The 26,206-nt window shown below is 68.2% G+C and carries 25 protein-coding genes; 14 read left to right on the top strand and 11 right to left on the bottom strand.

Annotation, left to right across the window (positions count from 1 at the left end):
- Positions 1-59 precede the first annotated feature (59 nt).
- The 5 genes from RNZ50_19270 (at position 60) to RNZ50_19250 (ending at position 5,448) form a co-directional block, all read left to right on the top strand.
- Positions 60-1,493, top strand: a complete 1,434-nt coding sequence (locus RNZ50_19270; GenBank protein ID MDT8857136.1) for an FAD-linked oxidase C-terminal domain-containing protein — start codon at positions 60-62, stop codon at positions 1,491-1,493.
- A 70-nt stretch (positions 1,494-1,563) separates the two neighbouring features.
- Positions 1,564-2,664 carry an FAD-binding protein gene (locus RNZ50_19265; protein ID MDT8857135.1) on the top strand — a complete coding sequence of 367 codons (1,101 nt, stop codon included), beginning with the start codon at positions 1,564-1,566 and terminating at the stop codon, positions 2,662-2,664.
- Between the two features lie 9 nt (positions 2,665-2,673).
- Entirely contained in the window at positions 2,674-3,978 is a 1,305-nt protein-coding gene (gene glcF, locus RNZ50_19260; protein MDT8857134.1) for a glycolate oxidase subunit GlcF, read from the top strand.
- 47 nt (positions 3,979-4,025) lie between these two features.
- Positions 4,026-4,853: a trypsin-like serine protease gene (locus tag RNZ50_19255; GenBank protein ID MDT8857133.1), complete on the top strand. Its 828-nt coding sequence runs from the start codon at positions 4,026-4,028 to the stop codon at positions 4,851-4,853.
- Positions 4,854-4,968: 115 nt separating this feature from the next.
- Positions 4,969-5,448, top strand: coding sequence for an Hsp20 family protein (locus tag RNZ50_19250; GenBank protein MDT8857132.1), 480 nt, complete (start codon positions 4,969-4,971; stop codon positions 5,446-5,448).
- Positions 5,449-5,549: 101 nt separating this feature from the next.
- Here RNZ50_19250 and RNZ50_19245 read toward each other — a convergent pair whose 3' ends face one another.
- Positions 5,550-7,511, bottom strand: coding sequence for a VWA domain-containing protein (locus RNZ50_19245; GenBank protein ID MDT8857131.1), 1,962 nt, complete (start codon positions 7,509-7,511; stop codon positions 5,550-5,552).
- The gene (locus RNZ50_19240; protein ID MDT8857130.1) at positions 7,508-8,047 is read right to left on the bottom strand and encodes an RNA polymerase sigma factor; all 540 of its coding nucleotides are present in this window, start codon (positions 8,045-8,047) and stop codon (positions 7,508-7,510) included. Before RNZ50_19240 ends, RNZ50_19245 begins: the two co-directional genes overlap by 4 nt.
- A gap of 294 nt (positions 8,048-8,341) precedes the next feature.
- Here RNZ50_19240 and RNZ50_19235 point away from each other — a divergent pair, with 294 nt between their 5' ends.
- Positions 8,342-8,548: a cold-shock protein gene (locus tag RNZ50_19235; GenBank protein ID MDT8857129.1), complete on the top strand. Its 207-nt coding sequence runs from the start codon at positions 8,342-8,344 to the stop codon at positions 8,546-8,548.
- A 162-nt stretch (positions 8,549-8,710) separates the two neighbouring features.
- On the opposite strand, the gene RNZ50_19230 is transcribed toward RNZ50_19235, so the two are convergent.
- Complete coding sequence (locus RNZ50_19230; protein MDT8857128.1) at positions 8,711-10,189, bottom strand: NAD-dependent succinate-semialdehyde dehydrogenase; 1,479 nt, start codon at positions 10,187-10,189, stop codon at positions 8,711-8,713.
- Positions 10,190-10,271: 82 nt separating this feature from the next.
- On the opposite strand from RNZ50_19230, the gene RNZ50_19225 reads away from it, so the two are divergent.
- The gene (locus RNZ50_19225; GenBank protein MDT8857127.1) at positions 10,272-11,051 is read left to right on the top strand and encodes an alpha/beta hydrolase; all 780 of its coding nucleotides are present in this window, start codon (positions 10,272-10,274) and stop codon (positions 11,049-11,051) included.
- 6 nt (positions 11,052-11,057) lie between these two features.
- On the opposite strand, the gene RNZ50_19220 is transcribed toward RNZ50_19225, so the two are convergent.
- The 3 genes from RNZ50_19220 to ubiA are packed head-to-tail and all read right to left on the bottom strand — an operon-like array spanning position 11,058 to position 14,579.
- On the bottom strand, positions 11,058-11,387 hold the full coding sequence (locus RNZ50_19220; GenBank protein MDT8857126.1) for a hypothetical protein: 330 nt from the start codon (positions 11,385-11,387) through the stop codon (positions 11,058-11,060).
- Positions 11,388-11,409: 22 nt separating this feature from the next.
- Positions 11,410-13,524: an OmpA family protein gene (locus tag RNZ50_19215; GenBank protein MDT8857125.1), complete on the bottom strand. Its 2,115-nt coding sequence runs from the start codon at positions 13,522-13,524 to the stop codon at positions 11,410-11,412.
- A gap of 56 nt (positions 13,525-13,580) precedes the next feature.
- Positions 13,581-14,579 carry a 4-hydroxybenzoate octaprenyltransferase gene (gene ubiA / locus RNZ50_19210; GenBank protein MDT8857124.1) on the bottom strand — a complete coding sequence of 333 codons (999 nt, stop codon included), beginning with the start codon at positions 14,577-14,579 and terminating at the stop codon, positions 13,581-13,583.
- 14 nt (positions 14,580-14,593) lie between these two features.
- Between ubiA and RNZ50_19205 the strand changes: the two genes are divergently transcribed.
- From RNZ50_19205 to RNZ50_19195, 3 genes are read left to right on the top strand one after another with little or no spacing between them, the layout of a single operon-like run.
- A complete protein-coding gene (locus tag RNZ50_19205) occupies positions 14,594-15,322 on the top strand; it encodes a 16S rRNA (uracil(1498)-N(3))-methyltransferase (protein ID MDT8857123.1) in 729 nt (242 codons plus the stop codon).
- On the top strand, positions 15,319-15,873 hold the full coding sequence (locus RNZ50_19200; GenBank protein ID MDT8857122.1) for a hypothetical protein: 555 nt from the start codon (positions 15,319-15,321) through the stop codon (positions 15,871-15,873). Before RNZ50_19205 ends, RNZ50_19200 begins: the two co-directional genes overlap by 4 nt.
- Positions 15,874-15,928: 55 nt before the next feature.
- Positions 15,929-17,293 (top strand): glutamate--cysteine ligase, encoded by a 1,365-nt coding sequence (locus RNZ50_19195; protein ID MDT8857121.1) that lies wholly within the window; start codon positions 15,929-15,931, stop codon positions 17,291-17,293.
- A gap of 48 nt (positions 17,294-17,341) precedes the next feature.
- On the opposite strand, the gene RNZ50_19190 is transcribed toward RNZ50_19195, so the two are convergent.
- From RNZ50_19190 to RNZ50_19170, 5 genes are read right to left on the bottom strand one after another with little or no spacing between them, the layout of a single operon-like run.
- Entirely contained in the window at positions 17,342-17,713 is a 372-nt protein-coding gene (locus RNZ50_19190) for a DUF805 domain-containing protein (GenBank protein ID MDT8857120.1), read from the bottom strand.
- 44 nt (positions 17,714-17,757) lie between these two features.
- Complete coding sequence (gene plsY / locus RNZ50_19185) at positions 17,758-18,366, bottom strand: glycerol-3-phosphate 1-O-acyltransferase PlsY (GenBank protein ID MDT8857119.1); 609 nt, start codon at positions 18,364-18,366, stop codon at positions 17,758-17,760.
- Between the two features lie 2 nt (positions 18,367-18,368).
- Positions 18,369-19,646, bottom strand: coding sequence for a dihydroorotase (pyrC, locus tag RNZ50_19180; GenBank protein MDT8857118.1), 1,278 nt, complete (start codon positions 19,644-19,646; stop codon positions 18,369-18,371).
- Complete coding sequence (locus RNZ50_19175; protein MDT8857117.1) at positions 19,643-20,107, bottom strand: hypothetical protein; 465 nt, start codon at positions 20,105-20,107, stop codon at positions 19,643-19,645. Before RNZ50_19175 ends, pyrC begins: the two co-directional genes overlap by 4 nt.
- Entirely contained in the window at positions 20,100-21,065 is a 966-nt protein-coding gene (locus RNZ50_19170; protein ID MDT8857116.1) for an aspartate carbamoyltransferase catalytic subunit, read from the bottom strand. Before RNZ50_19170 ends, RNZ50_19175 begins: the two co-directional genes overlap by 8 nt.
- A gap of 138 nt (positions 21,066-21,203) precedes the next feature.
- Here RNZ50_19170 and RNZ50_19165 point away from each other — a divergent pair, with 138 nt between their 5' ends.
- The 4 genes from RNZ50_19165 to RNZ50_19150 all read left to right on the top strand — a co-directional run bounded on the left by RNZ50_19165 (position 21,204) and on the right by RNZ50_19150 (position 26,196).
- The gene (locus RNZ50_19165; protein MDT8857115.1) at positions 21,204-22,004 is read left to right on the top strand and encodes a uracil-DNA glycosylase; all 801 of its coding nucleotides are present in this window, start codon (positions 21,204-21,206) and stop codon (positions 22,002-22,004) included.
- A gap of 522 nt (positions 22,005-22,526) precedes the next feature.
- Positions 22,527-23,225, top strand: coding sequence for a response regulator transcription factor (locus RNZ50_19160; GenBank protein MDT8857114.1), 699 nt, complete (start codon positions 22,527-22,529; stop codon positions 23,223-23,225).
- Between the two features lie 186 nt (positions 23,226-23,411).
- Positions 23,412-24,731 carry a nucleotide sugar dehydrogenase gene (locus tag RNZ50_19155; protein MDT8857113.1) on the top strand — a complete coding sequence of 440 codons (1,320 nt, stop codon included), beginning with the start codon at positions 23,412-23,414 and terminating at the stop codon, positions 24,729-24,731.
- Between the two features lies 1 nt (position 24,732).
- Entirely contained in the window at positions 24,733-26,196 is a 1,464-nt protein-coding gene (locus RNZ50_19150; protein MDT8857112.1) for a glycosyltransferase, read from the top strand.
- Positions 26,197-26,206: the final 10 nt, after the last annotated feature.

The following is a 26,206-nucleotide window of genomic DNA, read 5'->3' as shown; positions in this document are numbered from 1 at the left end:
CGCTTGCCAAAGCGGCAAATTGGTTATATTAATTTACCAATACCGCCGGGAGGGCCGCCATGGACATGCCGATACCCAACCCCGCGATCCTTGCCCGCAAGGCCCGGATCGTGGAGCGTCTGCTTGGGGTGCTACCTCGCGATGCGGTGGTGGATGACCCGGCCGAAACCCGTGCCTATGAATGCGATGCGCTGACCGCCTACCGCTGCCCGCCGCTGGCTGCCGTGTTGCCGCGGTCCACCTCCGAGGTCGCGGCGGTGCTGCGGGTCTGCTTCGAGGAGGGCGTGCCGGTGGTGCCGCGCGGCTCGGGCACCAGCCTTGCAGGCGGTGCGCTGCCGACCGCCGATTGCGTGATCCTCGGCGTCGCGCGGCTGAACGGCGTGATCGAGACCGATTACCCCAACCGCTTCATCCGGGTGCAGTCCGGGCGCACCAACCTCAGCGTGACCGGCGCGGTAGAGGCGGACGGTTTCTTCTACGCCCCCGACCCGTCGAGCCAGCTCGCCTGCGCGATTGCGGGCAACATTGCGATGAACTCCGGCGGGGCGCATTGCCTGAAATACGGTGTGACGACCAACAACCTTCTGGGCGTGACCATGGTGCTGATGGACGGCACGGTGGTCGAGATCGGCGGCGCGCATCTCGACGCGCCGGGGCTGGATCTGCTGGGGGTGGTCTGCGGCTCGGAGGGGCAACTCGGCGTGGTTACGGAAGCCACGCTGCGCATCCTGCCCAAGCCCGAAGGGGCGCGCCCGGTGCTGATCGGCTTCGATGCCAACGAGGTGGCGGGGGCCTGCGTGTCCGACATCATCAAGGCGGGCATCCTGCCGGTTGCCATCGAGTTCATGGACCGCCCCTGCATCCGCGCCACCGAGGCCTTCGCCCACGCGGGCTACCCTGATTGCGAGGCGCTGCTGATCGTCGAGGTCGAAGGCTCGCCCGCCGAGATCGACGAGCAACTGGCCAAGATCAGGACCATCGCGCTGCGCCACAACCCGGTCGAGTTCCGCGAAAGCCGGTCCGAGGCGGAAAGCAAGAAGATCTGGCTGGGCCGCAAGTCGGCCTTCGGGGCGATGGGCAGCATCAACGACTACATGTGCCTCGACGGCACGATTCCGGTGTCGAGCCTGCCCTTCGTGCTGCGCCGGATTGCCGAAATGTCGAAGGACTACGGGCTGGACGTGGCCAACGTGTTCCACGCGGGCGACGGCAACATGCATCCGCTGATCCTGTTCGATGCCAACAAGCCTGGTGATCTGGAACTGTGCGAGGCGTTCGGCGCCGAGATCCTGAAGCTCTGCGTCGAGGTCGGGGGTTGCCTGACCGGCGAGCATGGCGTGGGGATCGAGAAGCGCGACCTGATGTCGGTGCAGTTCTCGCCGGACGATATCGAGGCGCAGTTGCGGGTGAAGGACGTGTTCGACCCGAGGTGGCTTCTGAACCCGGCCAAGGTGTTTCCGCTGGCCGCGACGGCCGGGCGGCGTGCGGCGTGACCGGCGCCGGGGGGGCCGTCTGCCCCCCGGACCCCCCGAGGATACTTGTGAACAGAAGAAGGGGATGGGGATGCGCCCAGTGACCGAGGCCGAACTTGCCGAGGCGGTGCGGGGGGCCGCCGGGCCGTTGCGCATCCTGGGCGGTGGCACGCGGGGCGTGGGGCGGCCGGGGCCGGGGGCGGTGCTGGAGACCGGCGGGCTGGCGGGGATTTCGCTTTACGAGCCGGGGGCGCTGACGCTGGTGGCGCAGGCGGGGACGCCGCTGGCCGAGGTGGAGGCGATGCTGGCGGCGGAAGGGCAGCGCCTGCCCTTCGAGGTGCCCGACATGCGCGGGTTGCTCGGAACGCAAGGGGTCTCGACGCTGGGCGGGGTGGTGGCGGCCAATGCCTCGGGGCCAAGGCGGTTGCAGGCGGGGGCTTGCCGCGACAGCCTGATCGGGGTGCGGCTGGTTACCGGCGAGGGCGTGGTGATCAGGAATGGCGGGCGGGTGATGAAGAACGTCACCGGCTATGATCTGGTCAAGCTGATGGCGGGGTCCTGGGGCACGCTGGGGGTGTTGACCGAGGTCAGCTTCAAGCTGCTGCCGGTGCCGGAGGCTGCGGCGACGCTTGTGCTGCACGGGTTGCCGGACGCGCGGGCGGTGGCGGCGATGGCGGCGGCGATGGGGTCGCCTTTCGAGGTCTCGGGGGCGGCGCACTGGCCGGGGCAGGGGACGTTTCTGCGGATCGAGGGCTTTGCGGCCTCGGTCGCCTACCGCGCCGGGCGGCTGGCGGCGCTGCTGGCGGGGTTTGGGGCGGTGGAGCGCGAGGACGGGGCGGCGCGCTGGGCGGGCATTCGCGATGTGGCGCCGTTTCACGGCCGCGAGGGCGATGTCTGGCGGCTGTCGGTGAAGCCGTCGGAGGCGGCGGGCATCGCGGCGCGGCTGGGGGCGGAGGCGGTGCTTTACGACTGGGCCGGCGGGCTGATCTGGGCGCTGATGGCGCCGGGGATCGATCTGCGGGCGCGGCTTGGGCCGTTCGGCGGTCATGCGACGCTGCTGCGGGCCGGGCCGGACACAAGGGCGCGGCTGGCGGCGTTTCACCCCGAACCGGCGCCATTGGCCGCGCTTGCGGCGGGGCTGCGCGCGAAGTTCGACCCGCGCGGCATACTCAACCCCGGCCTGATGGTCTGAGGAGCACCGATGCAGACCAGTTTCACCCCCGAGCAGTTGCGCGACCCCGGCCTTGCGACCGCCAATCAGATTCTGCGCACCTGCGTGCATTGCGGTTTCTGCACCGCGACCTGCCCGACATATCAGGTGCTGGGCGACGAGCTCGACAGCCCGCGCGGCCGGATCTACCTGATCAAGGACATGCTGGAAACCGGGCGGGACGCGGACGTAAAGACCGTGAAGCACATTGACCGCTGTCTGGGGTGCCTTGCCTGCATGACGACCTGCCCCTCGGGCGTGCATTACATGCATCTGGTCGATCTGGCGCGCGCGCATATCGAGCGGACCTACAGGCGGCCGCTGATGGACCGGGCGCTGCGCTGGCTGCTGGCGCATACCCTGCCCTATCCGGCGCGGTTCCGGCTGGCGCTGTGGGGGGCGCGGGTGGCGCGGCCCTTCGCGTTCCTGATGCCGGATGCGCGGCTGCGGGCGATGGTGGCGATGGTGCCCAAGGTCTCGCCCCCCGTAAGCCCGAACGACGCGCCGCAGGTGTTTGCCGCCGAAGGCGAGCGGCGGATGCGGGTGGCGCTGCTGACCGGCTGTGCGCAGAAGGCGCTGAACACCGACATCAACGATGCCACCATCCGGCTGTTGCGGCGGCTGGGATGCGAGGTGGTGGTGGCGCGCGGCATGGGGTGCTGCGGGGCGCTGACGCATCACATGGGCAAGGAGGATCAGGCATTCGATCTGGCGGTGCACAACATCGCGGCCTGGATGGCGGAAAAGCGGGCGGGGGGGCTGGATGCGGTGGTGATCAATACCTCGGGCTGCGGTACCACGATCAAGGATTACGGCCACATGTTCCGCAACGGCCCGCTGGCGGCGGATGCGGCCGAAGTCTCGGGCATGGCGCTCGACATCACCGAGTTGCTGGAGCGGATCGGCCTGCCCGAGGGCGCGGCGAAGGGCCTGCGTGTCGCCTATCATTCGGCCTGTTCGCTGCAGCACGGCCAGCAGATCAAGTCCACGCCGAAGGATCTGCTGAGACGGGTGGGGTTCGAGGTGGTCGAACCGGCCGACAGCCATCTGTGCTGCGGGTCGGCCGGCACCTACAACCTGTTGCAGCCCGAGATTTCGCAGAAGTTGCGGGCGCGCAAGGTGCAGACGCTGGAGGCGAAGGCCCCCGACCTGATCGCCGCGGGCAACATCGGCTGCATGATCCAGATCGGGTCGGCCAGCCATGTGCCGGTGGTGCATACGGTGGAACTGCTCGACTGGGCGCTGGGCGGGCCGAAGCCGCGCGGGCTGGACGGGATGACCGGGCAGCGGCCATAAATCCGCCGCAATGGCGGTGTCTGTCCAGACGATTGCCCGGAGGTGACATGCGTCTGATCCTGCTTCTGATCCTCTGTCTGGGCCTCGGCCTGCCCGGCCGCGCGCAGGAAAGCCCGCTGCGCCAGCTGGCGACCGGCGACGACAGCCGCGGCTGGGAGGGCGTGGGGCGGCTGAACCTGGGGCGCAAGGGGTTCTGCACCGGCGCGCTGATCGCGACCGATCTGGTGCTTACGGCGGCGCATTGCCTGTTCGACAAGGTGACCGGCGCGCGCATCGACCCGTCCGAGATCGAGTTTCTGGCAGGGTGGCGCAATGGCCGGGCGGCGGCCTATCGCGGCGTGCGCCGGGCTGTGGCGCATCCGGAATATGTCTATGGCGGCCACGAAAAGCTGGTGCGGGTGGCCTATGACATCGCGCTGATCCAGCTTGACCAGCCGATCCGCCTGCCCTCGATCACCCCGTTCGAGACCGATCCGCGCCCGGCCAAGGGCGACGAGGTCGGCGTGGTGTCCTATGCGCAGGACAGGGCCGAGGCCCCCAGCCTGCAAGAGGTCTGCCACGTGCTGGGCCGGCAGCCCGGCGTGCTTGTGCTGTCGTGCAACGTCGATTTCGGATCGTCCGGCGCGCCGATCTTTTCGGTGCGCGACGGGGTGGCGCGGGTGGTTTCGGTGGTGTCGGCCAAGGCGGTGGTGGACGGTCGGCAGGTGGCGCTGGGCACGGCGCTGGAGGCGCCGCTCGAGGCGCTGCGGGCGGAACTTGCGGGCAGCAGCGACGGTGTGTTCCAGCGCGTCATCCCAGGCGCGCGGCTGCTGAGCGGGTCGCAGACCGCCGGACAGACCGGCGGCGCGAAATTTTTGCGCCCCGGCAGCCCCTGACCCCTCTTGAACCGGCAGGGCGGTTTTCCCAGATCATGTGGCGACCGGGTGCCATGACGGGCCCGGTTGTCCTGACCCTGTGGCAGGGCGCAACCATCGCTTGATGAGGATGACGATGCGAACCTATGATTTTGCCCCGCTCTACCGTGCCACCGTCGGCTTCGACCGGATTGCCGACCTGATGGACCGTGCGCTGACCTCCGACGTGGCGCAGCCGACCTACCCGCCCTACAACATCGAAAAGACCGCCGACAACGCCTACCGCATCTCGGTCGCGGTGGCCGGGTTCGCCGCCGATGACCTGTCGGTCGAGGTGCGCGACGGCACGCTGCATGTCGCCGCCCGCAAGACCGCCGAGGATGACACCGGGCGGACCTACCTGCACCGTGGCATCGCCACCCGCGCCTTCGAGCGCCGCTTCGCGCTGGCCGACCATGTGCGGGTGACCGGGGCGGTGCATGAACTCGGGATGCTGCACATCGACCTGGTGCGTGAAACCCCCGAGGCGCTGAAACCCCGCCGGATCGAGATTGCCCGTCCGGCGCAGGAGCCCAAGGCGCTGGAAGCCCGCGCCGTCGAAACCGCAACCGCCTGATCCGTGGTGCCCCGCGCTGGGGCGTCCGGTCTCCCCGGCGATCAAGGGCCAACCGCTGATCGTCCGCAAAGGCCCCGGGTTTGCCCCCGGGGCCTTTCGCGTCATTGGGCGTCGAGCGATTGCGCCATCCGCATCAGGTTCACCGCCTCGATGCGGTAGCCGAACGCATCTTCCCCGCGTGCCCCCAGTGCCAGCTGGATCGCCTGATCCCAACCCCAGTCGCCCAGATAGCGTGCCCCGGTCAGCATCTGCCCGAACCCGGCCATCGCCACGCCGAAGCGCACGTCGTCCCCGGCGGCCTCGCCTTCGGCAATCGGCACCTCGATCAGCGCCGAGACAGTCTCGCCCGGTGCCTTGTAGCGCAAGCGCAGGAAGCCAAGCTCGCCATTCCCGGCGACGGGTGCGGCGGTGCCGTAGCGCAAAGGGTCGTTCAGCAGGGAGGGGCTGCCAGGTGCTGTGACCTCGTAGATCGCCGTCACCGCGTGGCCGGCACCAATCTCGCCCGCATCGACCTTGTCGTTGTTGAAATCCTCGCGCCGCAGCGCGCGGGTTTCATAGCCGATCAGGCGGTATTCGGCGACGGTCGCCGGGTTCCATTCGATCTGGATCTTCACGTCGTTGGCAATCGGGAACAGCGCGCCGGAAAGCTGATCGACCAGCACCTTGCGCGCCTCGTTCAGCGTGTCGATGTAGGCCGCCTGCCCGTTGCCGCTTTGCGCCAGCGCCTGCATTGTGGCATCGTCGAGATTGCCGCGCCCGAAGCCCAGCACCGAAAGGTATATCCCCGTGTCGCGCTGCCTGGCGATGTAGGCCGCCAGCCCCTCCGGGTCGTCGATGCCCACGTTGAAATCGCCGTCGGTCGCCAGCAGCACCCGGCTGACCTCGCCCGCCGCTGCCATGTTGCCCGCCACCTGATAGGCCAGCGCCAGCCCTTCCGCCCCGGCGGTGGACCCGCCTGCCGCCAGCCGGTCGAGCGCGCCAAGGATCGCCGCACTGTCCGACGCCGGGGTGGGCGGCAGCACCTCGCCCGCCGATCCGGCATAGGCGACGATGGCCACCTGATCCTGCGCGCGCAGTTGCCCCAGCATCAGCCGCAGCGACTGCTGCAGCAACGGCAGCTTGTTCGCATCCTGCATCGACCCCGAGGTGTCGATCAGGAACACCAGATTCAGCGGCGGCCGGTCGGCCAGCGCGGGCAGCCGCCCTTGCAGCGCCACATGCACCAGCCTTGTGCCGGAGTTCCAGGGCGTCGGCAGCACCGTCACGGTCGGCCGGAACGGCGCTTCCCCGGCTGCGGGTGCGGGATAGGCGTAGGGGAAATAGTTCACCATCTCCTCGATCCGCACCGCCTCTGCCGGGGGCAGCGCGCCCGTCATCAGCGAGGACCGCACGATGGCATAGCTGGCGGTATCGACATCGACCGAGAAGGTGGAAACCGGCTCTTCCGCCGTCACCTTGACCGGGTTCGCCCCTGCATTGGCGAAGCTTTCGGTGTTTTCCTGCGCTTGCGGCGCCATTTCCATCATCGGCGGGGCCATGCCGACACCATGCTTGGCGGCAAGGTCGCGTGTGGCGGTCTGCGGGGCTGCGGCATAGCTTTCCGGCGCGGCCCCGCCCACGATCGCCGGTGCCGGTTCTGCCATCATTTCCTGATCCGCCTCGACCTGAGGCACATCGGCGGTGGCGGCGGCGTAGTCCTGCGGGGTGCCCCCGGCCAGCGGCGGGGCGACAGCAACCTCCGGCCGGGCGGTCACCGCAACCGTCTCGTTCACGGGCGCGTCGTCTCGCAACGGCAGCACGACGACAAGGCCAAGGCACAGCGCCGCGACCGACGTGGTGGCAGCCAGGATACGGCGTGAGGAAAGGGATTTCAGCATGGAACGCACTCCGTTCAGCAACCCCGCCGTCGAGGGGCGGTCGGGATTGGGACGTGAGCCATCGCCCGATCCTTGGAGCCTGTCATAATTTTCCATCGCCAGCCGCAGCGCCGCCTCGCGCCCGGCGGGATCGGCGGGCGGGGTGGCGCGCAGGGCGGCCTTCAGGGTTTCCAGATCGTCGGTCATGTCGCGGCCTCCTTGGCGGCGAGGATGCGCAGGCGCTTCTTCACCTCCGACATCCGCCAGGCGATGGTGCCTTCCGACAGGCCCAGCACCTGCGCGGCCTCGGCCTGTGTCATGTCTTCGCCCAGCACGAGCGCCACGGTATCGCGCAATTCGGGCGGCAGGCGGGTCATCGCGGTGGCAAGCCAGTCCTGCGCCGCCGCCGCCTCGGCCATTTCTTCCTGCCGGGCGATTTCCCAGTCGCCCCAGCCCGAGGCCGCGCGCGCCCGCACCGCCTGCCTGCGGCGCAGGTCATGGGCGGCGTTCACCGTGACGCGGTAAAGCCAGGTGGTAAAGCGCGCCTCTGCCCGCCAGCCGCGCAGCTTGGCGGGCAGGGCGGCGCAGATGTCCTGCGCCAGATCCTGCGCCTCGGCCCGGCTGCCGGTCAGCCGCCAGCACAGGCCGAACACCCGGTCGTAATGCCGTGCCAGCAGCGCGCCGAACGCGGCGCGGTCGCCACCGGCGGCGGCGGAAGCCAGGGTTGCATCGGGCGTATCCATCAGCATCTCGACAGGTCAGACGCGGGCCAGAGGCCGAACCTTGGCCCGCCCGCATCTTTATTGCCCGATGCGCGCCCGGCGGGCCAGCGCCTTGTCACGGCCGCGAGCCGAGCGGGCCACCCGCCGGAATGATTTCCCATGCCCCCTTGTGCCGGAGAGGCAATGGGGCTATGAAGGTCGGGCAACGCTTTCTCTATCGATCTTCTGTTTCCTTTCGGCGCAGGTCTCGATCTTGATGTGACTATGCCGGGCCATCGCGTTTTGTGGGTGGCGAAAAAAGAAGGAGACATCACGATGGCCAATGGCACCGTGAAATGGTTCAACGCAACCAAAGGTTTTGGTTTCATCGCCCCCGCGAACGGCAACCGTGACGTGTTCGTTCACGTTTCTGCGCTGGAACGTGCCGGCATCCGCGAACTGGCCGATGGTCAGGCCGTGACGTTCGACATCGAATCCGGCCGCGACGGTCGTGAATCGGCGATGAACCTGATTCTTGCCTGATTTCCATCAGGTTTGAATGACAGGCGGGGGTGGCGAAAGCCGCCCCCGTTTGCTTTTGTGCGCTCGGCTGCCTTGCGCGTTTGGCGCCTGCCTGACAGCTCATGCATGGCTGCTAACCCGTGCCGAACGGGGGGCGGTGGCCTGCGCCCCGCCCCCTCCGCATCAGATCGACAGGCAGATGTATTTCATCTCCAGATAGTCCTCCATCCCGTGGTGCGAGCCTTCGCGTCCCAGGCCGGATTGCTTGACGCCGCCGAACGGCGCAACCTCGGTCGAGATGATTCCCGTGTTGACCCCGACGATGCCGTATTCCAGCGCCTCCTGCACGCGGGTGATGCGTCCGATGTCTCGGGCGTAGAAATACGAGGCGAGGCCGAAGATCGTGGCATTGGCGCGCTCGATCACCTCTTCCTCGGTGTCGAACCTGAACAGCGGCGCCAGCGGTCCGAAGGTTTCCTCGTTGGTCACCAGCATGTCCGAGGTGACGCCGGTCACGACGGTCGGCTCGAAGAACGACCCGCCAAGGGCGTGCCGCGCGCCGCCGGTGACGATGCTGCCGCCCTTGGCCAGCACGTCGGCGATGTGCTCCTCGACCTTGGTCACCGCATCCATGTTGACCAGCGGCCCGGTGGTCACCCCTTCGGTCAGCCCGTCACCGACGTTGAGCTTCTTCACCGCCGCCGCCAGTTTCGCGGCAAAGGCGTCATAGACCGCGGCCTGCACATAGATCCGGTTGGCGCAGACGCAGGTCTGGCCGTTGTTGCGGAACTTCGACGCCATCGCCCCATCAACCGCCGCATCCAGATCGGCATCGTCGAACACGATGAAGGGCGCGTTGCCGCCCAGCTCCATCGAGCATTTCATCACCTGGTCGGCCGCCTGCCGCAGCAGGATGCGCCCGACCTCGGTCGAGCCGGTGAAGGTCAGCTTGCGCACGATCGGGTTCTCGCAGAACTCCTTGCCGATGTCGGAAGACCGCTTCGAGGTGATGACCGAAAATATCCCCGCAGGCAGCCCCGCCCGTTCCGCCAGCACCGCCAGCGCCAGCGCCGAAAGCGGCGTCTCGGCGGCGGGGCGGGCGACGAAGCCGCAGCCTGCTGCCAGCGCCGGGCCACATTTGCGGGTGATCATCGCGTTGGGGAAGTTCCACGGCGTGATCGAGCCGACCACCCCGATCGGCTGTTTCAGCACGGTGATGCGCTTGTCGCGCATGTGGCCGGGGATGGTTTCGCCATAGACGCGCTTGGCCTCCTCGGCGAACCATTCGATGAACGACGCGCCATAGGCAATTTCGCCCTTGGCCTCGGCCAGCGGCTTGCCCATCTCGGCGGTAAGGATGCGGCCAAGGTCATCCTGATTGGCCATCATCAGGTTGAACCAGGCGCGCAGGATGTTGGCGCGTTCCTTGGCCGGGCGGGCGGCCCAGTCTTTCTGGGCCACCTCGGCGGCGGCGATTGCCCGTGCGGTTTCGGCGCGCGACAGGTTCGGCACGGTGCAGATCACGTCGCCGCGTGCCGGGTTGGTCACCGGAAAGGTGGAGCCGTCGTCGGCGTCGATCCACTCCCCCGCGACATAGGCCTTTGTCGCCAGCAGCGAGGGGTCTTTCAGCAGCGCGCGCAGGTCTGTGACGGAATCAAGCATCGTGGCCTCCCATTTCGGTTTAGGGTATGAAAAAGCATGGCCGATGGGGGAATGTCCAGTTCCCCGAGGAAAGGACCGTCGAATGGACATGGATCGCGCCTACACCAACGGGGCCTTCATCCCCGGCGCCGACGCCTTTCCCGTCCGCTGGGCGCAGGCGGCGGCGGCATTTCGCGCGAAACATGCGGCCACTGCCCGGCTGGGCCTGCCCTATGGCGCGGGCGAACGGCAGCGGTTCGACCTGTTCCTGCCGGAAGCCGCGCCGCGCGGTTGCCTGGTGTTCATCCACGGCGGTTACTGGATGGCCTTCGGGCGGCAGGACTGGTCGCATCTGGCGGCCGGGGCGCTGGCACGGGGCTGGGCCTGTGCCCTGCCTTCCTACACCCTTGCCCCCGACGCGCGGATCGCCGCCATCACCCGCGAGATCGGTCAGGCGGTATCCGCCATCGCGGCAGAGGTCGCGGGCCCGCTGGTGGTCACCGGCCATTCGGCGGGCGGGCACCTTGCCGCCCGGATGGGCTGCACCGAGGCACCCGCGGCGCGCATCGCCCGCGTCGTGCCGATCTCGCCCCTGGCCGAGCTTTCGCCGCTGATCCTGACCGGCATGAACGAGAAGCTGCGGCTCGACGCGCCAGAGGCGGCCGCCGAAAGCCCGGCGCGCCACCGGTTGCGGCCGGGGTGTCAGGCGCATGTCTGGGTCGGCGGGCAGGAACGCCCGGCGTTCCTGTGGCAGGCGCGCACCCTGTCGGAAAGCTGGTCCTGCCCGTGGACGGTCTCGCCCGGCAAGCATCATTTCGACGTGATCGACGATCTTGCCGACGCGGGCTCTGCCCTGACCGGAACCTGCCTGGGCGGCCTCTGACCCCGCCTATCCGTTGGAGTGCATCCGCTCGATATAGGCGCGCATTTCCTCGGCCTCGTGGCGGGCATCGCGCAGACCTTCCATCGCGGCGCGCAGTTCGGCTTCGGTCTGGGCGATCTGGTTCGACAACTCGGCCTCGCGCTGTTCCAGATAGATCACCGTCTGATCGCGCATTTCCTCGGCCTCGTGCAGCGACTGCGCCATCCGGTCAAGCTCGCCCATGTCGCCGCCGGAGACCCGGGAGAAGCGGTGCAGCAACCAGTAGGTGAACCAACCCAGGCCGAACGCCACGAACAGGATGATGGCCGTGACGATGATGAATTCGATGCGGTTCATGGGGATCCCTGGTCAGGTTTCGTCACGGGCGGGCCGGGCGCGGCCGGGGTTTCAGCGTGGCCTCGGCCGGCGCGACCGAAGGGCTGTCGTCGCCCGAGAAATCCGGGTCGCCGGCGGGCGTCACGGGTGCGCGGGCGTCATTTTCCGCCGCTGCGGGCGGCGCTGGTGGGGCGGCGGCATCGGGCGCCACGGCCGCCGCGCCGTCTGGACCTGTCCGGCCTTCGGGTACCGCACCGGCGGCAGGGGCGGAATCGGTTGATTCGGCCCCGGGGGCATCGGCGGGGGCATCGGCACTGGCGGCGGCCGGATCGGCGTCGTCTGCCGCCTCACCCGATTCCAGCAGGGTGAACTCGATGCGCCGGTTGGCTTCGCGCCCGGCCTCGCTGCCGTTGTCGGCCAGCGGCCGGGTTTCGCCATAGCCCAGCGCGGTCAGCCCCAGCACCGGGGCGCGGCGGCCTTGCAGTGCAAGCAGCACGGCCTCGGCTCGGGCCTGGCTCAGCGCTCGATTGCCTTCTTCGCTGCCCTGCGAGTCGGTATGGCCCGCGATTTCCAGCTTCAACTCCGGGCATTCGCCCAGAATCCCCGTCAGCGCATCCAGCGTCACCCCGGCCGCGCCGTCGATTTCAGCCGAGCCCGGCGCGAAGGTGATCTTGTTCGCCGCAAGCACCGCATTCAGCCGCGACACGCATTCCTGCGGCGACGGCAGGGCGGCCAGCGGGTCCAGCCGCTCGTCATAGGTCACGGCGACCTTGAAGGTCTGGCCCTGGCCCAGCTTGGCCGACAGCAGTTGCGCGATGCGGGCGCGGGCGTCCTGCGATCCGGTGACCCCGGCCACCTCGACCGTATCGGCGCGCACCAGAAGCGTGCCCTCGGCCAGTTGCGCCAGCGACTCCAGCCCCGCCAGCACCCGCACCGGCCAGCCGTCGGGCAGATCGGCATCCAGCCGCGTGGCGGTATAGACCTGCGTCGCGCCGAACTGGGCGCGGGCAAAGCTGTCCACCGCGGCGCGAAGCAGATCGTCGGTCAGTCGTCCGCGCAACTGCACCTGCCCGTTCTTCTTCAACGTGGCGGTGAATTCGGCCGGCCCCTGCGGCGTGGCTACCGGGCGCGGCGGCAGCGTCGCCTTCAGCGAAAACACCGGCGGCAGCGCAGTCTGCAATTCGCCCACCACGGTATCGAACACCGCCTGCGGCGTTTCCACCGAGGCCAGCAGCGTCACGTCGGCATCCGAGAAGGTGACAGACCCTTCACCCAGCGCGTCCACCGCACGGATCGCGGCCTCTGCCGCCTCGGCCCAGCTCGGGCTCGGCACGCCAAGGCCGACGGTGCAGGCGGTCTTGCCCATCACGCCGGCCCTGGTCGCGGCGGCCAGTATGCGGTCGCGGGCGCGCGGCGTGTCGGCGGAACAGGCATCGAAGCGCGCGCCGTCGGCGTCCTTGACGAAGCGCAGGGTAAAGGGAGTCAGCACCGGGCGTGGTGCCGAAATGCTGATCTCGACCGCGAGCCCTTCCGGCTTGCGCCGCGCCAGTTCGCTTTCCAGCTTGCGCTTTTCGGCGTCGCTGTCGGAAATGGCGGTGATCGCCACCCGGTCGGCTGCCACCGAGATCTTCGATCGCGGAAGCATCTTCAGCGCCTCCATCCCGAAATCCAGCGCGGCATCCCAGCCTTCGGGGGCCGGGAAATCGGTGGTTTCCAGCATGTCGGCAATCTCTGCCCCGCCCGCCAGCGCCACCGCGCCCTCGGTCAGCGCCTCCTGGTGGTCGCCGCGCGGCAACAGGCCGATCAGCGAGATGCCTTCGCCGTTGCGCAGCATCTCGACCGAAAAGCGCGGCGCCTCGATGCCCTTGATCGGCGTCACCTCCAGCCGGTCGCGGACCCGCCCGGCATCGACGATGCTGCCCGCCAGGTTCACCGCGCGAAACCGCGCCGCCTCGTTCGGGGCGGTGCCGATCAACTGCACCTGAAGGCCGTCGCTTCGCACGGATGCCCAGGTGATGCCGTCGCCCAGCAGAACCGAGGTCACCGCCGAGGTCGAACGCTGCTCGATTGCCATCGCCGCCCAGAACGAAACCAGCCCGGCCAGCACGGCGGCCCCCGCAAAGGCGGCTGGCGCGATCATGGTGTTCGGGAGGCGCATCGGCGGACTTTCCGTTGTTTCACCTGCTCCTTAGGGCGTTGCAGGGTGCGGATCAATCAAAGCAGTGCCGCGGCGGCAAGAAACAGCGCAGGAATCAGCCCTGCATCGCGGTTTGACCGGAACAGCATCAGGCAGCGGTCCGGGTCGTCGGTGTCCAGCCGCGTCAGTTGCCAGGCCATGTGCCAGCCAAAGCCCCACACCCCGGCCAGCGCCAGCGCCAGCTTCAGCGCCGACGGGTCGCCCGGCAGCAGCGCCAGCAGCACCGCCAGCGTCATCAGCACCACCGCAACCACCAGAAACCCGCGCAGCCACGGCTTGGTGCGCGCGCCAAACAGCCGCGCGGTCGATTTCACCCCGATCATCGCGTCGTCGTCCTTGTCCTGATGCGCATAGATCGTGTCATAGAACAGTGTCCAGGCGATGCCCGACAGCCACAGCACCACCGCAGGCAGCGCGAGCGTGCCCGCATGGGCGGCAAAAGCGAAAAGCGCCCCCCAGTTGAACGCCAGCCCCAGAAACACCTGCGGCCACCAGGTGAACCGCTTGGCGAATGGGTAAACCAGCACCAGCCCCAGCGAGGCCAGCCCCAGCGCGATGCTGGCCGCGTTGTAGCTGAACAGGATCAGGGCGGCCAGCAGCGCCTGCACCACCATCCACACCGCCGCCTGCCGCACCGTCACCTGACCCGAGGGAATCGGGCGGCTGCGGGTCCGCGTTACTGCGGCGTCAAAGTCGCGGTCGGTGATGTCGTTCCAGGTGCAGCCCGCCCCGCGCATCAGGAAAGCCCCGATGGCGCAGCCCGCCACGATCCACAGATCCCAGCGGCGAAAGCCTGCCGGGTCGGCGGCGGCAGCCAGCGCCACCCCCCAGAAACACGGGATCAGCAGCAGCCATGTCCCGATCGGCCGGTCGGCCCGCGACAGGCGCAGGAAGGGGCGGCTGGCGGCGGGGGCAAGCGTATCCACCCAGTTGCCGCGCGGCGCGTCGGCCACCTGGCCTGCGGGCGCGAAATCCTCGTAAGGGGCGGCCTCTGGCGTTCGGGGCGGTTGGGTCATAGGGTGCCCTCATCATGGCAGATGCGAAAATCCGACTCTATGTAGATCAGCCGCTTGGTTCGGGGCAAGCCGTTCCTCTGACGCCCGATCAGGCGCACTACCTGTTCGCCGTGATGCGGCTGGCGCGCGGGGCGCCGGTGCTGCTGTTCAACGGGCGGGATGGCGAGTGGCGGGCGGCCGTGGCCGAGGCGGGCAAGCGCGGCGGCGTGCTGGTCTGCGAGGCGCAGAGCCGGCCCCTCCAGATGCCGCCCGACCTCTGGCTGCTGTTCGCGCCGATCAGGAAGGCGCGCACCGATTTCATCGTGGAAAAGGCCGCCGAACTGGGCGCCGCGCGCATCATCCCGGTGCAGACCCGCTTCACCAACGCCGACCGCATCCGCCAGGACCGCCTGCAGGCCCATGCCGTCGAGGCCGCCGAGCAGTGCGGCGGCACCTTCGTGCCCGAGGTTTGCGACCTGACCGCCCTCGACCGGCTGCTGGCCGACTGGCCCGCCGACCGGCGCATCCTGTGGTGCAACGAACATCTGGCCGGGGTGCGCGAGGCCCTGCCGCGGGGCGGCGAGCCCGGCCCCTGGGCGATCCTGATCGGGCCGGAGGGCGGGTTTTCCGAAGGCGAACAGGCGCTTCTGGCGGGGATGCCGCAGGTGGTGCAGGCCAGCCTCGGCCCGCGCATCCTGCGGGCCGACACGGCGGCGGTTGCGGCGCTGACGCTGTGGCAGGCGACGCTGGGGGATTGGCAATGACCCGCATGGACCTGATCCGCCCCGAGGCGCGCGCGACCCTGTGGCGCTGGCGCGAGGTTGCGGCGGCGGGTGCGCTGGCCCTGCTGGGGGCGTGGTTCATCCTGCTGGGCGGGTTCATCCTGATCCCGGCCGGGGTGCTGCTGCTGGCGCTGGCGGCCGGGCTGGGCCTTCTGGCCCTGCGCCGCCTGCGGTTTGCGCAAGGAGGCGAGGCGCCCGGCGTGGTCGAACTCGACGAGGGGCAGGTGGGCTACTTCGGCCCCGGCACCGGCGGTTTCGTCTCGCTGCGCGAACTGGACGAGGTTCGCCTGATCACGCTCCGCGGCCAGCGCCTGTGGCGGCTCAAGCAGTCCGACGGGCAGGCGCTGCTGATCCCGGTGGCGGCGCAGGGGGCCGAGCGGCTGTTCGACGCCTTCGCCGCCTTGCCCGGCATGGACACCCAGGCGCTGGTGGCGGCCCTTGCCCCGGAAACGTCGCCTTCGGGCAAGGGACTGACGGTGGCCACCGAAATGCGGGTCATCTGGCGGCGCGCCGCACGGCCGGCCTTGACTTGAGCGCGGCAACGCCGCACGTCTGTCAGCCGGAAACAGACCTTGATCGGAGCGCCCCATGTCCATTCCTCAATCCGGCGGCGGGCCGATCGACCATTTCGGCCAACTGGCGGAATACATCGCCTCGGGCGAAAAACCGGCCGCCGACTGGCGCATCGGCACCGAGCACGAGAAGTTCGGCTATGACGCTGCCACCCGGATGCCGCTGCCCTATGAGGGGGCGACCTCGATCCGGGCGATGCTGGAAGGGCTGCGCGACGGCTTCGGCTGGGAACCGGTGCTGGAACAGGGCAACATCATCGGCCTGACCAAGGATGGCGCCAACGTCTCGCTGGAACCGGGCGGGCAGTTCGAGCTGTCGGGCGCCGCGGTCGAAACCATCCACGACACCGCCGCCGAACTGGCCGAGCATCTGCGCCAGGTCAAGGTGGTGGCCGACAAGATCGGCGCGCGCTTCATGGGCCTCGGGGCGGCGCCGGATTGGACGCATGACCAGATGCCGGTGATGCCCAAGGGCCGCTACCGGCTGATGACCGACTACATGGGGCGCGTCGGCAGCCACGGCACCCAGATGATGTATCGCACCTGCACCGTGCAGGTGAATCTCGATTTCGCCTCGGAAGCCGACATGGTGCAGAAGATGCGCGTGGCGCTGGCGCTGCAGCCGGTGGCGACCGCTCTGTTCGCCTCGTCGCCGTTCTTCGAGGGCAAGCCGAACGGCCACAAGTCCTGGCGCTCGCGCATCTGGCGGGGCCTGGATGACAGCCGCACCGGGATGCTGCCCTTCGTGTTTCAGGATGGCATGGGCTACCAGCGGTATGTCGATTACATCCTTGATGTGCCGATGTATTTTGTCTACCGCGACGGGCACTACATCAACGCGCTGGGCCAGAGCTTCCGCGATTTCCTGCGCGGCGAGCTGCCCGCGCTGCCCGGCGAATTGCCCACCCTCTCGGATTGGGCCGACCACATGACCACCGTCTTCCCCGAGGCGAGGGTCAAGAAATACATCGAGATGCGCGGTGCCGATGCGGGCGACGTGGCGCACCTGAACGCGCTGCCGGCCTTCTGGGTCGGGCTGATGTACGATCAGGGTGCGCTGGATGCCGCGTGGGATATCGTCAAGGGCTGGGATGCCGAAACCCGCGAAGGCTTGCGGGTCGGGGCCTCGGTGCAGGGTTTGCAGGCCGAGGCGGGCGGGGTGAAGATGCTGCCGCTCGCGCGCGAAGTGGTGGCGCTGGCGCAGGAAGGGCTGCGCGCCCGCGGCCGCGCCGGGTCGGGCATGGAAAACGAGGCAGGGTATCTCGACGTGCTGGCCGAAAGCGTGACCTCTGGCCGGGTGGCGGCCGACGAGTTGCTGGCGCTTTACGAGGGTGACTGGGCGGGCGATCTGGGCCGGATCTACGGGCAGATGAGCTACTGACAGATCCCGGATCTTGCCGAACCGAGGCTGCGGCGAACGGTTCGGAATCTAGGCGCGGGGCCCGTAGGCGTTCTGCCCGGCCTCGCCCCTGGTGGCCAGCCACACGATCAGGATGATGGTGCCGATCACGGGGATCAGGAACAGCCAGTACCACCAGCCCGACCGCCCGGTATCGTGCAGCCGGCGGACCGTGACAGAAACCGTGGGCAGCAGCACCCCCAGCGAAACCACTGCGCCGATCGGCCCCGTCACGTCACGCGTGAAGTCGCCAAACAGCATCGCGTCGATGATCGCCGCTGCGATGCTGATCAGCAGGCAGAACAGCATGAACCACCAGAACTCCGGCCGCGAGGCCCGGCCGGAAAAGGTCACATATTTCGAAAGGCAGGTTCTGACGGATGTGGCGAAATCCATGTTCATGGTCCCATTCTGAAAACTGTGGTCCTGGCCCGGCGCGGGGACGCTCAGCCCTTCTTGCCGATCTTCGGCTCGGTTCCGGCGCGCAGGCGGCGGATGTTGGCGGCGTGGCGCCAGAACACCAGCAGCGTCAGCACCGCCCCCAGCACCATCATCCGCCGCTGCCCGAAACCCGCCATCCAGAAGGTCGATGACGCGGCGGCAACCAGCGCCGCAAGCGACGAGGTCCGCGAGATCGCCGCCGTCACCGCCCAGGTGGCGCAGGCCGCCAGACCCACCGGCCAGGCCAGCGCCAGCAGGGTGCCGAGGAAGGTCGCGACCCCCTTGCCGCCCCTGAACCGCAGCCAGACCGGGTAAAGATGCCCGAGGAATGCCGCAAGCCCCGCCATTTGCGCCGCATCCTCGCCCACCGCCGCGCGCGCGATCAGCACGGCAACACCGCCCTTGGCCGCATCGAGGATCAGCGTCGCCGCCGCCGCCCCCTTGTTGCCGGTGCGCAGCACATTGGTGGCGCCGATGTTGCCCGACCCGATGGCGCGCAGGTCGCCAAGCCCCAGCGCGCGGGTGATCACCACCCCGAACGGCACCGACCCCAGCAGATAGGCCAGCACCGCCACCAGCCCCAGCACGCCCCAGCCGCTTGTCAGCTCCGGCATCATCATCGCTTGTCCCCGAACACCTGCACGCCCCCGACGAAGGTCGCCAGAACCTTACCTTCCATCCGCTGCCCGTCAAACGGCGTATTGCGCGATTTGGAGTGCAGATTGACGCGGTCCAGCAGGAAGGGCGCGTCGGGGTCGAACAGCACGAGGTCGGCGGGTGCGCCTTCCGCCATGCGGCCCTGCGGCAGGCCCAGACGGCGCGCCGGGTTCAGCGCCATGGCGCGGAACAGGGTCGGCAGGTCCATCGCCCCGGCATGGTAAAGCCGCATCGCGGCGGGCAAAAACGTCTCCAGCGCCACCGCGCCGGCGGCCGCTTCCTCGAACGGCAGGCGCTTGGATTCCTCGTCCTGTGGCGTGTGCATCGAACAGATGATGTCGATCAGCCCCGAGGCCACCGCCTCGACCACCGCCAGCCGGTCATCCTCGCAGCGCAAGGGCGGCTTCAGCTTGAAGAAGGTGCGGTAGTCGCCCACATCCAGATCGTTCAGCGTCAGATGGTGGATCGAGACGCCGGCCGTTACGTCCAGCCCGTTGGCCTTGGCCCGCTCCAGCGCGGGCAGGCTGCGGGCGCAGGTGATCTGGTCGGCGTGATAGCGCGCGCCGGTCATCTCGACCAACCCAAGGTCGCGGTCCAGCCCCATCCGTTCCGCCATGGGCGAGACATGCGGCAGCCCGCGCAGCGAGGCGAACTTGCCCGAGGTCACCGACGCCCCCGCCGACAGGCCGGGGTCTTGCGGATGCCCGATCACCAGCGCGCCAAGGCTGCGGGCATAGACCAGCGCGCGCGACAGTACCTTGGTGTCGGTGGTCACATGGTCGGCATCGGTGAAGGCCACGGCACCTGCATCCAGCAGAAAGCCGATCTCGGTCATCTCGCGGCCCTCCCGCCCCTTGGTCAGCGCGGCCATGTGGCGGATGCGGACCGGGCTGGCCCCGGCGGCACGGCGGGTGACGAATTCCAGCACCTCGGGCGTGTCGATGGCGGGGCTGGTGTCGGGGCGGGCGATGATGGTGGTGACACCCCCCGCCGCTGCCGCCAGCCCGGCCGAGCGGAAGCTTTCGCGGTGCCGCTCGCCGGGTTCGCCGATCTTCACGCCCAGATCGACGATGCCGGGGGCAAGGCACTTGCCCTCGCAGTCGATCACCCGCGCATCCCGCGGCGCCGAGGCCGCACCGATGGCGGCGATCAGACCGCCGTCAAGGATCAGGTTGCCAAGGGTCTCGGTGCCCGCCTCGGGGTCGATGATGCGGGCGTTCTGCAGAAAGATCGTCATCGCTTGGCTTTCCCGCTGCGGGCGGCCTCGATCGCGGCGACGACTGCCGCCGCATCGGCCATGTATTTCATCAGGTGCTTGTCGCCGGACCGGGTGACGATCTGCACATCGCCGAAGAAGCGCTTGGCCGTGTCGATCTCGGCCAGCCCGATGCTGCGCCCGCCGGGGCCAAGCAGGCGGCGGTCGGTCAGCCGCCAGCTCAGCGCCAGGGCTTCCGAGGCAAGATAGGCCCCGCGTGCCCCCAGCGCGGCCACCGCCGCAACCGGCCCCACCCAGGGGTCGGGGTTGCCCAGCCACACCAGCACGACGCCCGCAGCCACGCCGCCTGCCAGCGCCATGACCGCATGGCCGCGCCAGTACATGGCCCGGTCGGCGACCCATGCGCCCAGCAGGCGTTCGCCATCGGCCAGCGGCAGGGGCGCGGCGGGGCCGTGGATCGGGTCGCGTGGCAGTTCAGACATAGGTTCCCTCCACCGCGGCGCGGCCGCGTTCGGCGCGCAGGTTCTGTGCCAGCAGGTCCATGCAGGCCATCCGCACCGCCACGCCCATCTCGACCTGATCCTGGATCACGCTGCGGTTGATGTCGTCGGCCAGCGTGCCGTCGATCTCGACCCCGCGGTTCATCGGGCCGGGGTGCATCACGATGGCATCGGGCCTGGCGAAGGCCAGCTTTTCGGCATCCAGCCCGTAGCGATGGTAATACTCGCGCTCCGACGGGATGAAGCCGCCGTCCATCCGCTCGCGTTGCAGCCGCAGCATCATCACCACGTCGGCGCCTTCCAGCCCGGCGCGCATGTCGTCGAAGATCTCGCAGCCGAAGTCCTGCACGCCGGGCGGCATCAGGGTCGGCGGCGCGATCAGCCTGATCCGGTTTTCCATCTTGCCCAGCAGGATCAGGTTGCTGCGTGCCACCCGGGAATGCGCGATGTCGCCGCAGATTGCCACCGTCAGGCGCTGGATGCGCCCCTTGGCACGGCGGATCGTCAGCGCGTCCAGCAGCGCCTGTGTCGGGTGTTCGTGCCGCCCATCGCCCGCGTTGATCACGGCGCAATTCACCTTTGACGCCAGCAGGTTGACCGCCCCCGAACTGGGGTGCCGCACCACCAGCAGGTCGGGGCGCATCGCGTTCAGCGTCAGCGCGGTGTCGATCAGCGTCTCGCCCTTCTTGACCGAGGATTGTGCCACCGACATGTTCATCACGTCGGCCCCCAGCCGCTTGCCGGCGAGCTCAAAGCTGGCCTGAGTCCGGGTCGAGTTCTCGAAGAACATGTTGATCTGCGTCAGCCCCGCCAGCACGTCCGCCTGCTTGACGGTGCGCCGGTTCAGATCGACGTAGCGGTCGGCCAGGTCGAGCACGGTGCGGATCTCGTCGGGGGCAAGGTGTTCGATGCCAAGAAGGTGGCGGGCGCGGAAGGTCATCGGGGTCTCCGTCGGCGGCATCTGATGGGGGGCTTATAGAAAGCGGGCGGCCACGCGACAAGGGTTGTTCCGGGCGGGGCGGGGGCCTAGTTTTGGCGCTGGCCCCGAACTCGGGGCCGCACGCAGCAGGGCGGGCGGATGGACGCGGTCGGGGACTATCACGCACTGGCGGCGATGCTGCTGTGGCAGCATGACCTTGGCGCGACCGAGGCGATCGGCGACGCGCCGGTGAACCGCTATGCGCAACCCGATGCCGTCGCACAAGCCGCCAGGCCGCCGGCTGCGCCACCCCAGGCCGCCGAACCCCGCGCGCTTGCCCCGGCCCCCGTTCCCGGCGATGCCGTCGCGGTGTCGCAGGCGGCAGCGGCGCGGGCAGGCACGCTCGACGACCTGCGCGCGGCAATGGCGGCCTATGACCATTGCGAGATCAAGCGCGGCGCACGCAATCTGGTGTTTGCCGACGGCAACCCCGCCGCCCGCGTCATGGTGATCGGCGAGGCGCCGGGGCGCGACGAGGATACCGAGGGGCGGCCCTTCGTCGGCCGCGCCGGGCAACTGCTGGACCGGATGTTCGCCGCTATCGGGCTGACCCGCACCAGCCCCGATCCGGCTGCAGCGCTTTACATCACCAATGTCATGCCGTGGCGGCCACCGCAGAACCGCGACCCCTCGGCCGACGAAATCGCCATGATGCAGCCGTTCCTGCGCCGCCATGTCGAGCTTGCCGACCCGCAGGTGATCGTGCTGATGGGCAACACGCCCTGCCAGGCAGTGCTGGGGCGCAGCGGCATCACCCGGATGCGCGGCGACTGGGCTCAGGTCTGGGGCCGGCCGGTGCTGCCGATGTTCCACCCGGCCTACCTGCTGCGCCAGCCGCACCTGAAGCGCGAGGCCTGGGCCGACCTTCTGGCGCTGCACGCCCGGCTGCAAGGCACCTGACGCCCGCCGTGGCGGCATCCGGCGGCGGCCCGAGGCGGCACCGCCAACCGCAAGCCATCACCCTTGCGTGATCGGCAGACCAGACCGGGCAAAAGCATCATCCCTGACGTAACCATCCTCCGCGCGGCGAGTTGCACCACCTGGGATCATGCAGCCTGCGCCCTTCCTGCAGACTGCACGCATCCCGATCTCACGGCGCATGAAGCTTCATGAGTCCAGGAACGGGGCAGCGATGTCCCGCGACGACGCGTCCGAACCCTGCAATGTCCGAGGGGAAGAACCACGAACCGGATCGACTGCGTGGCCGGTGCAGAGCTTGTCCCTGGTGAATGGCTGTTTCTTTCAAACGACGCTTCCCTGTTTTAACGAGTGACCCATGCCGAACAAGACTCCGGACGACCCGATCCTTCGCGCGCCGAAGGACGTTCCAATCCCCGAACATGATATTTTCCTGAACCGGAACCTGTGGATATATCACGGGACCGGAAATTACGGCCGTGCGAACCGATTGCGGATCGTCCGATGACCGCCGTCATCCCCATGTTTGAAAACGCGGGCGCGCAGGAACACGGAATCGTGACTCCGCGATTGCGAACCATTGTGGTCTGCGATGACAATCCGGTGCTGTCGGAGGGTATCCGCCTTATTCTTATGCGCGATGCCTATCTTTCGAACTTTGTCATCATCGTGGATGCCGCCCCCGACCTTGCGGCGATGAAAAAACTTGCGCCCGATATTCTGATCATTGACCCGTGGCAGCGTCTCGAACCCGGGGCGGCCGTATCGGATGCCTTTCTCGGACTTTCGGACGTGACCTCGCTGATCGGCTATTGCCCCGAAATCGCGCCGATCGAAGCGCGCGCCCTCGGCCTGCTGGGCTTCCGTGGCATCATGCCGAAAACCGTGCAAAGTGAGGAGCTTGTGCGGATTGTCTGCGCCGTCACCTTTGGCGGGGTCTATCTGCATGAAGGCTATACAGACCATCGCACACCCTCGCCCGTGCAGGCGGGACAAGAGGCATCCTTGTCCGATCTGACCGAGCGGGAATGCGAGGTGCTGCGCCACGTTGCGCTGGGAAGCTCGATGAAGGAAATAGCGGCCCTGTTGCACATCAGCACCAAGACGGTGGACACCTACAAGAACCGGGCCAACCGAAAACTAAATCTCAGGTCACGGTCGGACATTGTCAGGTACGCAATCCAGTCGGGGTGGATGCAATAACCGCGCAACTTGTGCGGGTAAAATGCGAAGGGCTGCGGACCTTCTGTCACCCGCTTCATGTTTTCCCTACAGTCCGTGTGCTTTTTCCGACAATTATGCACCCGCGCCACTCGTTATAGCTGCGCCGCAGCAACCCGAGTTCCGATTCGCGGAAACCGCCGGTTCGCAGCAAATGGAGAAGTACACATGGCCAACATATCGGTCTTTGGAATTGGCTATGTCGGCGTCGTTTCGGCCGCATGTCTGGCGCGCGACGGGCATTCCGTCATTGCTGTGGATATCGAGCCCGCTCGCGTGGACGTGATCAATTCCGGGCGGTCGCCCATTGTCGAGAACGGGCTCGACGAGCTGATTGCGGACGCGGTGGCGCAGGGCCTTCTGACCGCCACGCTGGATGCTGAAAAGGCAGTTGCGGAAACCGATGCCAGCTTTGTCTGCGTCGGCACGCCCAGCAACCCCGACGGGTCGGTGGGTCTGGCCCACGTGACGGGCGTGTGCCAGATCGTCGGGCGCGCGCTGGCGAAGAAGAACGCCTATCACTCGGTCATCATCCGGTCGACCATCGTGCCCGGCACGATGGAAACGGCCTGCATTTCCGCGCTGGAAGCGGCGTCGGGGCTGAAGGCGGGCGTGGATTTCGGCGTGGGTTACTACCCTGAATTCCTGCGCGAAAGCACCGCGATCGAGGATTACGACAACCCCGGCCTGATCGTGTTCGGCGCACTCGACGCGCCGACGTTCGCGATCCTGAACCTGCTGAACAAGGACATGCCCTGCACGACACACGAGGTGGACCTGCGCACCGCCGAAATGGTGAAGTACACGTCGAACACCTGGCGCGCGGTCAAGGTCACCTTCGCCAACGAGATCGGCAACATCGCCAAGGCCTGCGGTCTGGACGGGCAGTTGGTGATGAAACTGCTGTGCTCGGACGACAAGGTGAACATCTCGTCGCACTTCATGCGGCCGGGCTTTGCCTTCGGCGGGTCGTGCCTGCCCAAGGACGTGCGGGCCCTGCAGCAGCTTGCCAAGGCGCGCGATGTCGAGGCGCCCCTGATGGCGGCCGTCCTGAACGCGAATGACGCCCAGATCGACCGGGCGGCGCGGATGGTGACCAAGACCGGCAAGAAGACCGTGGGCCTGGTGGGCATCAGTTTCAAGCCCGGAACGGACGACCTGCGGGAAAGCCCGCTGGCAGAACTGGCATCGCGGCTGATCGCCGACGGGCATGACGTGCAGGTCTATGACCCGAACGTCAGCACCGGCTACGCGCATGATCTGGCCGGGGTCGGCCGGGGCAACGACGTGGTGCCCGACCTGCGCGACCGGATGGTGCCGACGATCCAAGAGCTGATCGACGCATCCGACATGATCCTTGTCGGCAACAGCTATGCCGAGGCGGTGGAGCCGCTGCGCAAGGCATTGAAAGATCAGCCGATGGTCGATCTGACACGCCTTCAGCCCGGCCTTGTGTCGGGCGGCACCTATCAGGGCATCTGCTGGTAACATGCAGGTCCTGGGTCACGTCCTTTATCTGCTGGTTCTGGGCATCCTGCTGTCCAGCCTGCCCACCGGTGCGCTGGACGGGGCCGAAGGCGCGATCCTGGCGCTGGGGGTCATCGGCCTCTGGCGCTATTCCTGGGCGGCGATCAACTTCGGCCGGGCGACCTGGTATCAGCTTTTCGCCTATCCCCGGCTGCGTCAAAGGGCGGCCGTGGCCTATGCGGGCCGGGCGGCCCCGGCACATGCCTATTTCCTGGTCACCAGCTACAAGATCGACCCGGATGTGACGACCCGGGTCTACCGGTCGATCTTTGCCGCGGCCGCGGAATCGGTCGGCGGGGCGACGGTCGTCGCCTCGGTGGTGGACGGGGCCGACCTGCGGCTGATCCGGTCGGTCTTTGCGCAGATGCGGACCGACATGGCAAGCGTGCGGCTGATCGTCGATCAGGTGCCGGGCACGGGCAAGCGCGATGCGCTGGCCAAGGCGCTGCGCACCATCACCGGGCAGGCGCCGTCGTGGCGCGATATCGTCATCCTGGTCGATGGCGACAGCTGCGTGCCGATCGACGTGGTGGCCCGGTCCGCGCCGTATTTCTGCGATCCGGCGGTCGGGGCGCTGACGACCGACGAAAGCGTCGAGATCACCGACGCGCCGGCCTTCCGCGACTGGTTTGCGCTGCGGTTCACCCAGCGCCAGATGATGATGTCGTCGATGGGGCTGAGCCGCCGCGTCCTGACGCTGACCGGCCGGATGTCGGTGTTCCGGGCTGATCTTGCCACCGATCCGGGGTTCATCCGGCAGGTGCAGAGCGACTACCTGGACCACTGGCGTCTCGGCCGGGTCGATTTTCTGACCGGAGACGACAAGTCGACCTGGTTCTGGCTGCTCAAGAACGGCTACCAGATGCTGTATCTGCCCGATGTGCAGACCGTGTCGATGGAACGCCAGCCCCTACCGGGATTCGTCGAGTCGGCCGTCACGCTGATGGTCCGCTGGTTCGGCAACATGATGCGGACCAACGGCCGGGCACTGGCGCTGCCCGCAACCCGGATCGGCGCTTTCACCTGGTGGTCGCTGCTGGATCAGCGGGTCTCGGTCTGGACGACGCTGGCGGGGCCCCTGGGGGTGCTGCTGACGGCGCTGCTGGTCAACCCCGCGATCCTGCCCGCCTACATCGCCTGGGTGATGGCGACGCGGTATGTGTTCTGCATCGCGCTGTCGCTGTTCCGGGGTGGCGGATTTCCGATCAGCTATCCGTTCCTGCTCTACTTCAGCCAGATCGTCGGCGCGGCCGTGAAAAGCTTCGTCATGTTCCGCCTCGACCGGCAACGCTGGACCCGGCAGACCGCCGGTTCGGCCCCCCGCCCTGCGGCGGCGCGGCTGGGCAACATCCTCTCGTCCTATGTCCACATGCTGACGCTCGGCTGGCTCACGCTGGGTGTGCTGTTCATCTCGGGCCTGATCTGATCCTTTGCTG

It is taken from the genome of Paracoccaceae bacterium Fryx2 (assembly GCA_032334235.1).
GTDB lineage: Bacteria > Pseudomonadota > Alphaproteobacteria > Rhodobacterales > Rhodobacteraceae > JAVSGI01.
This window is presented reverse-complemented; position numbering and strand designations above follow the sequence as displayed.